Origin of the sequence: Eubacterium coprostanoligenes (assembly GCF_900167205.1) — a bacterium.
GTDB lineage: Bacteria > Bacillota > Clostridia > Oscillospirales > Acutalibacteraceae > Eubacterium_R > Eubacterium_R coprostanoligenes.
In genome coordinates this window covers 103439-116898 of record NZ_FUWW01000002.1, presented here as the reverse complement: position 1 = coordinate 116898, position 13460 = coordinate 103439, and the positions used below count along the sequence as shown (strand labels likewise).

Below are 13460 nucleotides of genomic sequence, written 5' to 3'. Positions count from 1 at the left end.
CGAACTCCTTTATTTTATTTCAAATGATTTTTGGCAAGGTCAACCGCCTTTTCAACAAGTTCGTCCCTGCTCATTTCATCAGCATAAAGCCAATTTATATTTTCGTTTCGTCTAAACCAAGTGAGTTGTCTTTTGGCATAACGGCGGGTTTCTCTTTTTAATCCCTCAACAGCCTCATCAAGCGTTATATTGCCGTCAATATACGGTTGAAGTTCCTTATGACCGATTGCCTGACGGGCGGTTAAACCCTGTTTGTCAAGCATTTGCCTCGCCTCATTTTCAAGCCCTGCTTCAAGCATCAAATCAACACGCTTGTTTATTCTGTCGTAAAGTTTTTGTCTGTCCCGATAACCGATGCCGATATACAGCGCATCATACGGACTGTCGATAAGCATTGAGTTTTCGTTTTGCTCGGTTTTTGATGTTCCCGACATACAAAGTTCAAGTGCCCTAATAACTCTTTTGCGATTGTTTGGATGAATATCCTCTGCCGATTTTGGGTCAAGCTCCAAGAGTTTTTCAAAAAGTTCCTCGTTGCTTTTTTCGGCAAGTTCATTTCTTATTTCTGCATTTGAACCGACCTGTGAAAAACTGATGTTTTTAACAAGGCTGTCAACAAAAAGTCCTGTGCCTCCCGCAACAATCGGAACTCTGCCCCTTGCAGTAATTTCATCAATCAGCACCTTTGCACGCTCAACAAAATCCGCAACAGAAAAAGTTTGGTCTGTGTCGAGGAATTCAACAAGATGATGCGGCACACCGTCCTGCTCCTCTTTGGTGGCAACTGCGGTTGCAATCGGCATATTTTTGTACACCTGCATTGAATCGGCAGAAATGATTTCACCGTCAACAGCCTTTGCAAGTTTCACCGCCAAATCGGTTTTGCCCGAAGCAGTTGCACCGACAACGCAAATTATCTTTGTTTTTTCCATTACTGTATCCTGCCGAACTGTTTTTCTATGTCATATTTTGACAGCTTAATCATAACCGGTCTGCCGTGAGGACAATATCTGATGTTTGGGTTTGCAAGCAATTTCTTGACAAACAGTTCCATCTCGTACGGTGAAGTTTTGTCCCCTGCTTTGACAGCCGCCCTGCACGATGCCGAATGGAATATCCAATCCATCTGCTCGGGTGTTATATCTGTTTTGCCGTCAAGGAGCTTTGAAGCAGTTTCCTCAACCAATCCGCTGACATCCTCGCCGTCCAAAATCGACGGACATTCACGAACCAAAACTGTGGAATTTCCAAAATCTTCAATTGCAAATCCGCATTTTGAATACAAATCAAGGTTTGAAAGAACAGCGTTGTATTCCTCTCTTGAAAGTCTTACTGCCACAGGTGACAGCAAAACCTGCGATACTATTTCGGTTGAAGCCTTGAGCGCTTCAAAATTCATTCTTTCGTGGGCAGCGTGCTTGTCTATCATATAGCAATCGCCGTCCATTTCGATGATGATATATGTTTTAAAGATCTCGCCGACAAGTCTGAAATCAGGCACTTCTACGCTTTCTGCCTTTTCCTGCTTCGGCAAAGGCTTCGTCTGTTCCTGTGTTTCAGGCTCGTTGTTTGCCTGCTGTTCGTTTGATGTGGCAGGCTTTGTAAATTTGCTCAAATCAAGTTTTGCAGTTGTTGTTGATTCCTCAACATAATTTTGTGCTTCCTCGCTTTTCGGCGATTTGTCACGAACAACATCGGGAGATGCAACCCTCCAAAAATCATCGGGATTGCTTTCCTGCTTAAACTGAATTTGAGTCGGCACTTCTTCCTTTGGTTTGAAGAAATCAATTTTGCCGTTGACAGTTGTTTGAGTCGGTCGAGGTGCGGAAAAATGCGCTTCTTTTGGAGTGTCAAGCATTTCAATAGCGTTTTTCACTCCATAATACACAAGTTCAAACACCGGCTTTTCGTTGGCAAATCTAACCTCTATTTTTGCCGGATGAACATTGACATCAACAAATGACGAATTGCACTCAATGTTGAGCACACAGCCCGGAAATCTGCCGACCATAATCGAATTGCGATAAGCCTGTTCGAGTGCCGCCATAGCGGTTTGCGATTTGACAAGTCGGGAATTGATGAAGAAAAACTGCATTCCACGGCTTTTGCGTGACATTGACGGCTTTGTGACAAAACCGCTCACACGCATATTGTTAATCTCGTAATCAACAGGAATAAGCGAATTTGCAAATTCTCTGCCGAATACGGAATAAATTGTACTTTTTAAATCTCCGTTGCCCGAAGTGATAAGCGTTTGCTTGCCGTCACGAATAAATCTAAATGAGATTTCAGGATGGCTGACAGCAATTCGCTCAACCACACCTGCAACGGCATTTGCTTCGGTAACATCCTTTTTGAGAAACTTCATTCTCGCCGGAGTGTTGAAGAAAATATCCGCAACAACAATCGTTGTGCCCACAGGACAGCCGGCGTCCGAAAAATCAAGTTCCTGACCGCCTGCAATTTCGTACCTTGTGCCGATTTCCTCATCAGGTGTTCTGGTGAGGAGCTGAACCTTGGCAACGGCAGAAATAGAAGCCATAGCCTCACCTCTGAAGCCGAGAGTTCCGATTTTGTCCAAATCGTCGCTGGCCTTAATCTTGGAGGTTGCGTGAGAAATAAAAACTTTTTTTACCTCGCTTCGTGCTATTCCACAGCCGTCATCGGTTATACGGATATAAGTTGAACCGCCGTTTTTGATTTCGACAGTAATATTTTTTGCACCTGCGTCAACGGAATTTTCAATCATTTCCTTAACGACTGAGGACGGACGCTCAACAACCTCGCCTGCTGCAATCAGCTGATATACTTCCTTTGGCAATATATTAATTTGAGGCATTTCGTCACATCCTTTCGGTACAAATTATCAACCCATAATTTCCTCTGCTTTTTTCTTGAGGTCGTAGAGGGTTTGCATTGCTTCAATCGGTGTCAGAGTGTTGACATCTGTCGCCTTGAGAAGCTCAAGTATTTCATCAGTGGATTTTGCCTTGAAGTTGAACTGAATTTCGTCATCAGTCGGTTCTTCCTCGACAGCCTCCTCTGCCTTAAAATCAATTTCTATTTTATTCGCTTCAAGTTCTTTAAGAATTGCCTTTGCTCGCTTTGTGACCGCTGACGGAACACCTGCAAGTTTTGCAACCTCGATACCGAAGCTCTGGTCTGCACCGCCGTGAACAATTCTGCGAAGAAATGTAATGTCATCTCCACGCTTCTTGACGGCGATTGAATAGTTGTTTACACCATTTAGCATACCCTCCATAGCGGTAAGTTCGTGATAATGGGTTGCAAAAAGTGTTTTTGCTCCGATTTTTTTCACCACATATTCAAGCACGGCTCTTGCTATGCTCATACCGTCAAAGGTTGATGTGCCTCTGCCGATTTCGTCAAGGATGATGAGCGATTTATCGGTAGCGTTCTTCAGAATTGTTGACACTTCGTTCATTTCCACCATAAAGGTTGACTGTCCTGTTGCCAAGTCGTCCGAAGCACCGACTCTTGTGAATATTGCGTCGCAGACAGAAACTTTTGCGCTCCTTGCCGGAACAAAAGAACCAATCTGTGCCAAAAGAACAATAAGAGCGGTTTGACGCATATATGTTGATTTACCCGCCATATTAGGGCCGGTAATTATTGAACATTTGTTAGTTTTGCAATCAAGGAGTGTGTCGTTTGGAACAAACGGCGAATCGGTGAGCAAAGCCTCAACAACAGGATGTCTGCCGTCCTTGATTTCGAGTGTGCCGTCCGTTGTAATCTGCGGACAGCAATAATTGTTTTTGGTAGCTATCTCGGCAAGAGAAGCGACAGTGTCAAGAGTTGCAAGAGCCTTTGCTGTTCGTTGAATTCTCTCAACCTCACCTGCAACCGTTGTTCTGACGGCACAGAAAGTTTCGTATTCAAGAGCAACGCATCTGTCCTTTGCTCCGAGGACTTTGCCCTCAAGGTCTTTCAATTCTTGAGTGATATATCTTTCACAGTTTGTGAGGGTTTGCTTTCTTATGTAGGTTTCGGGAACAAGGTGCTTGTACGAATTTGTAACTTCAATGAAGTAGCCGAAAACCTTATTGTAGGAAACCTTGAGTTTTGGAATTCCCGTTGCTTCCTTTTCTCTGTTTTCAATTTCTGCAAGAACAGAAGCACCGCCCTGCATAATTGTGTGAAGCTCGTCAATTTCCTGATTATATCCATCTCTAATCATTCCGCCCTCTCGCATAGAAAACGGAGGCTCATCAACAATTGACGAATTGATAAGTTCATACACATCCTGCAATGTGTCAATATTATTATAAATAGACTTGAGCAATGCCGAATTTGCGTTTTGCAAAAGTTCCTTGAGTGCCGGCAATCTTTCAACCGTTGCACAAAGCGAACGGAGTTCCTTTGCATTTGCCGTGCCATATGCGATACGGCTCATAAGTCTTTCAATATCGTTAACTCCCGTGAGAAGTTCCTTGACCTCATCACGAAGCATCGGCTCGTCAACAAGTTCACCGACCGCATTCTGCCTTTTGCTGATTTGCGAAACGCTGATAAGCGGTCGTTCAAGCCAAGAGCGAAGCATTCTTTTGCCCATTGCGGTTTTTGTGTTGTCGATAACCCACAAAAGAGAATGTCGCTTGTCACCTGTCATCATTGAGCGAGTAAGTTCGAGATTTCGCCTTGCACTGATGTCAAGATTCATAAACTCGGTTTCTTCGTAAAACTCAATTTCCGATGGAGCTTCAAGTTCATCGGTCTTTCTGTTTTCACGGAGATAGGCGATTACCGCACCGAGTGCAGAAACCGCAGGCTTGCTTTTGCCGAGACCGAGTGAGTCAATCTTCTCCTTATTCATTGTTTGCAAAATGAGATTTGTCGCATTGTCAAAATCAAAGCAACTGTCGTCAAGAACTTCAAGTTCAATATCAAGCCTTGACTTAACAAACTTTGCAACCTCGTCAAGCTCATTTGCAAGTGAGTTCACCAAAATTTCCTTTGGTGCATATGTAGAAAGCTGATTGTTGATTTTTTCCTGTTCATCGGTTCTGCCTATTGAAGTGATGTGGAATTCGCCCGTTGACACATCAACAAAGCAAACGCCCGTTTCGTTGTCGCCCTTGCACAGAGCACAAAGATAATTGTTCACCCCGTCATCAAGAATATTGTTTTCAATAACCGTGCCGGGAGTGATGACTCTTACGACATCTCTTTTGACAAGTCCCTTTGCCTTTGCAGGGTCCTCGGTCTGCTCGCAGATTGCAACCTTGTAGCCGTATGAAACAAGTTTTGCAATGTAGCTGTCGGACGAATGAAACGGCACACCGCACATCGGTGCACGCTCGCCCTGACCGCAATCCTTGCCTGTAAGAACAAGGTCAAGAACCTTTGACGCAATCTTTGCATCGTCAAAAAACATCTCGTAAAAATCACCCAGACGGAAGAACAAAATAACGCCCGGATAATTCTTTTTTATTTCAAAATACTGTGCCATCATAGGAGATAGCTTTTGTTCCTTTGCCATTTTGTTCACCGTCCTTACGCAATTTTTAAATCAGTAGTTTTTAGAATAAACTAATTAGTGGCAACCACCGCATGTGCAGCAGTCGTGTGTGCAATCACTTGCAGGAATTTCGCATGTTGCAGGGTCTTGTCCATCAAAGAACAAACCGATCATTTGGCTGATGTACTGTGCCATCTGTTCCATTTGAGCGGCAGCTTCCGAATACTTCTTCATATTCTCGCCGTCCATAACCTTTGTGTAAAGGTCCTGATATTCCTTTTGGAGTTCTGCAATTCTGTCCTGAGAAGCTTCTTCGCCCTTTTCAGCCTCTTGCTGATACTTAAGAGTGATGAGTTGCATTTCATGCATTTGCTGCTGAAGTGCTTCGTCTGCATCGTTAACCTTTGCGGCAGCCTGAAGTGCCTCAAATCTTGGGTCAGCCTGAATTTCCTTGCCAAGCTCTCTAAGTGCTGATTCTAAACTCATAAGTCATTCCTTTCTAATTCACCCAACATAACATAGGTGAGTGGCTCTGTTACTTTTATTTTTTGGAAGGTTCCGATGAGCCCCTCGTCACCAACAAATTCTATAATCAAATTGCCGTCTGTTCTTGCGGCAAGATAATTATCACCTTGCTTGCCTTTTCCGTACACAAAGCATTTGAAAACCTTGCCTTTGTGAAGTGCCATTTGTTCGCCCGATATTCTCTCTTGCAAAGCAAGAAGTTCACGCATCCACTTTGACTTTTCCTCATAAGGAACAGGGTCGTCCATTTCTGCAGCAGGGGTTCCCTTGCGGGCAGAGTAGATAAAGGTGAAAAGGCTTGTTGCCTTTATCTCTTCAACAAGCGACTTTGTGTCGCAAAATTCTTCATAGGTTTCACCCGGGAAGCCTACAATAATATCGCTTGTGATTGACAGCTCATCGCCCATAAGTTCCTTGGCATAGTTGATAAGCGACAAATACTTCTCTCTTGTGTAAGACCTGTTCATAGCCTTGAGCACTCTGTCATTTCCGCTTTGGAACGGAAGATGAAGGTGCGTTGCCACCTTGTCACATTCTGCCATAGTTTCGATAAGTTCTTTGGTGCAATCCTTTGGATGAGAAGTCATAAAGCGAATTCTGAAATCACCGTCAAGTTCATTGAGCATACACAAAAGTTCCGAGAACGAAACCTTCGGTTCCAAATCCTTACCATATGAATTTACATTTTGACCGAGAAGTGTTATCTCCTTGTATCCGTCATCAACAAGGCTCTTGAACTCTGCAACAACATCTTCAACTTCCCTGCTACGCTCTCTGCCTCGAACATAAGGCACAATGCAATACGAACAAAAATTATTGCATCCGTACATAATCGGAATCCAAGCCTTTTTGTCATTGTCACGCTTAACAGGAATTCCCTCGGCGATGACACCGTCAACATCGGGAAGTTCAAACACTCTCCTGTTTTTTGTAAGTGCAGAATAAATAAGTTCAGGCACTTTATAAACAACATGTGTGCCGAAAACCAAATCAACAAACGGAAATGATTTTTTGATTTTTTCTGCAATGTGTTGCTGTTGCATCATACAACCGCAAAGTGCGATTACAACATCCGGATTGGCAAGCTTGTACTTTTTCAACGCTCCGACATTGCCAAACACTCTGTCCTCTGCGTGTTCTCTGACAGCGCAGGTGTTAAAAATAATCAACTTTGCCTCTGTGCGTTCTTCTGTAAAACCGTAGCCCATAGCTTCAAGCATGCCCTTGATATGCTCGCTGTCTGCAACATTTTGCTGACAACCGTAGGTGACTACACATGCAAGAGGCTTTGATGAATATCTTTTTGAGGTAAGTTCATTCACCTTATGGGCAAACTGCCTTTGTACCTCTAATTCTTCATCCGATACTTTCTTGATTTTTGCAGGCATAGTTGCACCTCCTTGAAGTGATTTAAAAGTACGGATACACACAATAATCCATACTATTTGTTATTATAACAAAAGGCAGACTGTTATTCAATAATAAATTTATAAAATAATATAAAAATTATATATAAAGAAACAGAGAATATTTTATATAACTTGTACATTGATTTTTATTGCGGTCAATGGTAAAATTAACAAGACCGAAAACAAAACAAAAGGTGAAAAATATGCTAAAAAAACGAGGAGCGGGAGTACTGCTCCATTTAAGCTCAATGCCGTCACAATACGGAGTCGGAGTTTTGGACGAAAACGCAAAACATTTTGTTGACAGAATAGCCGATATGGGATTTACATATTGGCAGGTTTTGCCGTTCAATCCGACCGACAGCGCAAATTCTCCGTACTGCTCACCGTCGGCATTTGCAGGAAATTACATATACATAAATCCGCAGGGATTAAAGGATATGGGGCTTATTTCTGACAAAGAAGTAAGCGAAAACATCTATGACGGCACTCCGTACACGGCAAGCTATGAATACGCACTTGAGAAGCGACTTGCAACGCTCAAAAAAGCATTTTTGAATGTCGGCGAAGAACTTGCCGCAGATATAAAACAATTTGAAATTGACAATCCGTGGCTCACCGATTACGCTGTGTTTATGGCGGTTAAAGAGCAGGAAAACTTCAAGCCGTGGTGGGAATGGTCAAGCGAACACGCACATTATTTTGAGTGCATCAAAAAGATTTACGACTACGAAGAAAGCGCTGCTTTTTGGAAATTTGTGCAGTATATTTTCTACAAGCAGTGGGCGGAAATCAAAAAATATGCCAACAAAAAAGGTGTTGCAGTTATCGGGGATATGCCGATATATGTGGCAATGGACAGCGTTGATGTTTGGTCAAATCTGCCTATGTTTTTGATTGACGAAAAGACCTTAAAAGCCGAAAAAGTTGCAGGAGTTCCGCCTGATTATTTCAGCGAGGACGGTCAACTTTGGGGCAACCCGATATACGATTGGGAGGCTATGAAAAAAGACGGCTACTGCTGGTGGCTGTCACGACTTGAGCACAATCTCAAAATCTACGACACTGTGAGAATTGACCATTTCAGAGCATTTGCGTCATATTGGGAGATACCTGCCGACAGCGAAACCGCAAAGGTCGGCGAGTGGGCAGACGGTCCGAAAATGGACTTCTTTGACAAGGTGTTTGAGCGATTTGGCAAAGACGCACCTATCATCGCAGAGGACTTGGGTGTGTTCGGCGAGGATGTTGTGGAACTCCTGAAAGACACGGGTTTTCCGGGTATGAAGGTAGTTCAATTCGGTTTTGACCCAAATTCCGATTCGTCACATATGCCACACAATGCCGGTCAAAACAGCATAAATTATGTTGGCACTCACGACAACAACACGATCCTCGGTTGGCTGTGGGAAGCAAGCGAAGAAGAACGCCGTTTTGCACTTGATTACTGCCATTTTAAGGGCGACAATTGGGGCGAGGGCGGATACCAAAGTGCCTCCTGCCGTGCCATTATCGAAGCCGTTTGGCAGAGTGCGTCAAATGTTGCAATCATTGCGCTTCAGGATATGTGCGGTTTTGGTTCGGACGCAAGAATGAACATTCCGGGTGTGCCTGAAAAGAACTGGAGATTCCGCACCACAAGGGAAACAATCGACAGCATTGACACCGACTATTTCAAGCACATCAATTCCCTTTATCGCAGGATGTATCCTGTGTTTGACAAAAAACAATAATCACTCAATATAAAAACCGTCTTGGATTGGAACGCCAATTCAAAACGGTTTTGTTTTTTATTTAATTAAGCACCTTATCAAAGCTTAATCCTTGATTACGCAAAGTTTAACTGCCTTTGGTTCAACCTTAAATTCAAGTTCGGAATAATTGAAGTTTTCGCCATCACAATTGCCTATGAGCGGAGAACCGTCCTCCATATAAACCTTGCCTGATTTTATGTAATAGTTTGTGCAAACACTGTCGGTATTTTCATTAAGAGTACCGCTTGAATACTTCGGTATCAATTTAAGAGCCTTTGCAAGCGAAACACCATCGACAAGGCACACATCAAGAAGCCCGTCATCAAGCACTGAATTTGGTGCAGGGCAAAAACTTCCGCCATACCAACTTGCATTGCAAATAGCCATAAGAGCATAGTCTTTGTTGCTTTGCTCAACAGTAAATTCACTGCCTGTTGCCTTGTCAACGCAGTTGAGTTTGTACGAAATTGTGTAATGAATAGGCTTTGCGATAATAGGAGCAACAGCGACTTTATAAGCGTGATGTCCCAAAAACGGTGCTTTTGCAGCAATTTTTCTGCCCATAGTTTCAACAAGAGTGTCAAGACCAAAAGACAAAACATTCACGCCTTTTTCGCCGTTATAATCAATAATATCAATAGGTTTTATGTCATATTTAATCTTGCCGTTATAAAGACCGAAAGACTTGATGACATTTTCAACATTGATAGTTTTGGTGTCATATATTTTCTTTGCAAAGTCGTTGCCCATACCAAGAGGCAAGACCATCATAGGGGTATCTGTCCCGGCAAGACCGTTGACAACCTCGTGCACGGTGCCGTCACCGCCACAGGTCACAATGACGCAGTCCGCTCCATATTGCTTTGCGTACTCGGCGCTGATAATTTTAGCATCGCCAGGCTTATGAGTTTCCTCAATAATCATATCGTCATCAATTTGACGGAATGCGGACTTAATTCTGTAAAGCAACTTTTTCTTGTTATCATTACCTGCAATAGGATTAACTACAAAAACATACTTCATCTGATATTGCCCCTTTCATCAGCACCAAAGTGTTATATTACCTGTGTACCGCCGACAGGACGAATAATGAGGACATGGCAACTGCCCTCTCCGAATACGCCCTCGATTGTTTTCTTATATTCATCAAGCATATCGTTTGGAACAAAAGCCTGAATTGTGCCTGCAAATCCACCGCCGTGAACTCTCCAAGCACCCTTTCCGTCAAGGAGTTCCTTGCTGATTGCAAGAGCCAAAGAGAGTTTTTGCTCTGTTGGATTTTTTGGAGTATAAACATTTTGATTGAGCATAAATGATGAACGACCCGAATCAATAATAACCTGCTTGAAGCTCTCAAAATCGTTGTTTTCAAGGCATTCAACAGCTTTTTCTACTCTCTTGTTTTCATTGAAGAAATGAATTGCACGGAGAATTGCACGGTCGTTTACCCTGCCTGTAAGTTCAGGAAGCGCGGCAAAGAATTCCTCATAAGAAACCTCACGCAAAACATTTTTGCCGAGTGCCTGTGCAACAGATTCCATCTCTGCTCTTACTGCGGCATAATCATCTGTCAAATCAGAGTGGTTGCCGTGAGTGTCAACAATGCAAAGAGAATGTCCCGACTTTGAGAAGTCAAAATCAATCTTCTTGATAACAGGATCTTTTGTTGACTTAAAGTCGATTGTAACAAATGTTCCGACTGATGATGCCATTTGGTCAAGAAGTCCGCAAGGCTTGCCGAAGAATACATTTTCGCTGTACTGTGCAACCTTTGCAATCTCAACAGGGCTGATTTTTCCATCGTTGAACATATATGACAAAATAGAGCCCAAAAGCACCTCAAACGCTGCTGATGATGAAAGACCCGAACCACCCATAACATCACTTGTTGTGCAAGCGTCAAAGCCGGCAACTGTGTAGCCAAGGTTCTTAATTGTCGCAGCAACACCCTGTACGAGAGTTGTTGATGAGCCAAAATTAGCCTCATTTGGAACAAGGTCATCAAGGTCAACAACATTCATCTTGTGACCCTTTGACTTTACTCTTATGATGTTATCATCGTTTTTAGAAACGACTGCGATAGCGTCCAAATTGATAGACGCAGCAAGCACTTTGCCGTTGTTATGGTCTGTGTGGTTACCGCAAACTTCTGTTCTGCCCGGAGCAGACATAATGTTCACTTCTCTGTCATATCCAAAAAGTTCGCCAAAATCGTTGAGTGTTTCAACATAACGAGGTTTTTGCTCCTCAACAGCCTTATCAGTAACATAAACTGCCTTCAAATTTTCATCATAAGTACCGTCATTAATAGCGGCAATGAGTTCGTTAACGTTCATAATTAAAATTCCTCTTTTAAATTTTATAATACTATTTTATATTTATCTTTTTCGCTGTAAATCAGCAGAGTTTGGGTCATCTGTCGTGATCTTACACCATAAAAGATATTAAATATCAATGTTGAAAATCCGCTGAATGCGACAATAATCATAAGCGTTGTTATGAAAGTTACGGAGAACGGATTTGTGTAGGATGTTCCGAGCTTTGTGTAAATAAACAATCTCGGAGCAAATCCAAGCATACTCAAAAGCGAATAATAAACAAAATCGTATCGCATTGAGCCGTAATATTTTGACACCATACCAACAGGGATAATCGGCACAAGTCGGGTCACGGCAAGCACATACGGATTGCCATTGCCCTTAAAGTGAATCCAATCCCTGACAAATCGCAGTTTGTCAATATTCAAAATCATACCTGTCCATCCGCCGCCGAGAAAAGTGCCCTCAACATACTTGACCGTGAAGAAAAAGAAGATGAACAGGGCGTTGAGTGCAAGTGCGGGACCGAGCGGAAAAACCATACCCGATATAACGCACAATGCGGACAGCGGAATAGCCAGCTGACATTTTGCAATATACAAAGCAAAAATGCACAATATAATCTCCCCGGGAGTTTCGAGCCTTGCAATGGCATCATCTATTCTTTTAAGAATATTGATGATAACCTCAAACCTTTGCTCAAGACTTTCGTGCTCATAAAGAGCAATGCCTAAAAGAACAAGAGCGGTAATAGTCACAGCAAGTATCAAAAATGATGTAAACCCCGTGCGGTGACGCTTTGTTTGTTTCATCAAATCATACCAATACTTTGTTATTTTCCCTCGTAATAATTACCAAGGAATGAAAACTCGGGCAATTCATCAGACAAAGCACAAAGCAAATCAAGAGTTTGCTCATCTCTGACCGAGCCCAATATATCAACATAAAAATAATAGTCAAATCTTCCGTTTGCAACAGGTCGTGATTCAAGTTTTGTAAGGTTAAGACCTGTCATAGAAAATCTGCCAAGCACTCTATAAAGCGAACCTGTGCGGTGCGGTGCGGAGAAAATAAGCGAAATTTTTTCCGCATCCTCATCAATAACAAGTTCCTTTGAAATAACAATAAAGCGAGTGGTGTTGTTTGTAACATTTTGAATACCCTTGCGGATAATTTTCAAGCCGTATTTTTTTGCGGCAGATTCACTGCAAATTGCAGCGATATTATTCTTTTCGCTTTCAGACACAAATTTTGCCGCTGCGGCTGTGTTACTGAAAGTAATTCCCGTAAAATCAAAATTTTTCAGGAAAATATTGCACTGGCTGAGTGCTTGTGTGTGAGAATAAACATTCTCAATATCTTCAAATTTCACTCCCGGCTTTGCACAAAGGCAATGGTCAACCCTTAAATCATATGCACCGACAATGAAAAACTTGTACTTCATTATCAAATCGTACGATTCGTGCACAGAACCGGCAGTTGAATTTTCAACAGGAATGATTCCGAAGCGTGCTTTATTTTGGTTTACAGCCTCAAAAACATCCTCAAATTGCTTGTGAAAATCAATCGGTGAATCAGGAAACAACGCTTTTGCAGCCTCTCCGCTATATGCTCCTTGAACACCCTGACACGCAATAGGTTCGCCGTTTGCAGTGAGATTCTTTTCGCATTTTGCATTAGAAATCAAATTGCGAAGTTCCTCGCCACCGCCGATAATCTTGTGCTGAAGTGCCCTTGAAGCGTCCATAATAGCCGAGAAAACGGTTTTTATAACCTCTCCCTGCTCACCGCATTTTGATGCAACATCCTCAAGAATTTCAAGTTCCCTTTGCTCATTGAGAACGGGAATTCCGTTTTGCACCTTATATTCGGCGACCTGACGGGAAATATCCATTCTTTTAAGCAAAAGCGGAATCAATTCATCATCCAATTTATCAATTTCGTTTCGTAGTTCCAACAAATCCATTAAAAA

Annotated in this window: 10 protein-coding genes; 1 reads left to right on the top strand and 9 read right to left on the bottom strand. The window is 42.5% G+C overall.

Annotation, left to right across the window (positions count from 1 at the left end; all coding sequences use genetic code 11):
* Positions 1 to 14: 14 nt before the first annotated feature.
* From miaA to miaB, 5 genes are read right to left on the bottom strand one after another with little or no spacing between them, the layout of a single operon-like run.
* Complete coding sequence (gene miaA, locus B5D29_RS01270; protein ID WP_078767759.1) at positions 15 to 932, bottom strand: tRNA (adenosine(37)-N6)-dimethylallyltransferase MiaA; 918 nt, start codon at positions 930 to 932, stop codon at positions 15 to 17.
* Complete coding sequence (gene mutL / locus B5D29_RS08660; RefSeq protein ID WP_159443369.1) at positions 932 to 2839, bottom strand: DNA mismatch repair endonuclease MutL; 1908 nt, start codon at positions 2837 to 2839, stop codon at positions 932 to 934. The genes miaA and mutL overlap by 1 nt, the downstream gene beginning before the upstream one ends.
* A gap of 27 nt (positions 2840 to 2866) precedes the next feature.
* Positions 2867 to 5503: a DNA mismatch repair protein MutS gene (gene mutS / locus B5D29_RS01260; RefSeq protein ID WP_242941713.1), complete on the bottom strand. Its 2637-nt coding sequence runs from the start codon at positions 5501 to 5503 to the stop codon at positions 2867 to 2869.
* A gap of 54 nt (positions 5504 to 5557) precedes the next feature.
* On the bottom strand, positions 5558 to 5968 hold the full coding sequence (locus tag B5D29_RS01255) for a YlbF/YmcA family competence regulator (RefSeq protein ID WP_078767758.1): 411 nt from the start codon (positions 5966 to 5968) through the stop codon (positions 5558 to 5560).
* Positions 5965 to 7395 carry a tRNA (N6-isopentenyl adenosine(37)-C2)-methylthiotransferase MiaB gene (miaB, locus tag B5D29_RS01250; RefSeq protein ID WP_078767757.1) on the bottom strand — a complete coding sequence of 477 codons (1431 nt, stop codon included), beginning with the start codon at positions 7393 to 7395 and terminating at the stop codon, positions 5965 to 5967. Before miaB ends, B5D29_RS01255 begins: the two co-directional genes overlap by 4 nt.
* Before the next feature lie 179 nt (positions 7396 to 7574).
* Between miaB and malQ the strand changes: the two genes are divergently transcribed.
* Positions 7575 to 9149 (top strand): 4-alpha-glucanotransferase, encoded by a 1575-nt coding sequence (malQ, locus tag B5D29_RS01245; protein ID WP_078767756.1) that lies wholly within the window; start codon positions 7575 to 7577, stop codon positions 9147 to 9149.
* 84 nt (positions 9150 to 9233) lie between these two features.
* Here malQ and B5D29_RS01240 read toward each other — a convergent pair whose 3' ends face one another.
* From B5D29_RS01240 to B5D29_RS01225, 4 genes are read right to left on the bottom strand one after another with little or no spacing between them, the layout of a single operon-like run.
* Positions 9234 to 10193: a diacylglycerol/lipid kinase family protein gene (locus B5D29_RS01240; protein WP_078767755.1), complete on the bottom strand. Its 960-nt coding sequence runs from the start codon at positions 10191 to 10193 to the stop codon at positions 9234 to 9236.
* A gap of 32 nt (positions 10194 to 10225) precedes the next feature.
* Positions 10226 to 11506, bottom strand: a complete 1281-nt coding sequence (locus B5D29_RS01235) for a galactokinase (protein ID WP_078767754.1) — start codon at positions 11504 to 11506, stop codon at positions 10226 to 10228.
* A 23-nt stretch (positions 11507 to 11529) separates the two neighbouring features.
* Positions 11530 to 12300 carry a TVP38/TMEM64 family protein gene (locus B5D29_RS01230; protein WP_078767753.1) on the bottom strand — a complete coding sequence of 257 codons (771 nt, stop codon included), beginning with the start codon at positions 12298 to 12300 and terminating at the stop codon, positions 11530 to 11532.
* Between the two features lie 20 nt (positions 12301 to 12320).
* A complete protein-coding gene (locus tag B5D29_RS01225) occupies positions 12321 to 13454 on the bottom strand; it encodes a bifunctional chorismate mutase/prephenate dehydratase (protein WP_078767752.1) in 1134 nt (377 codons plus the stop codon).
* Positions 13455 to 13460 lie beyond the last annotated feature (6 nt).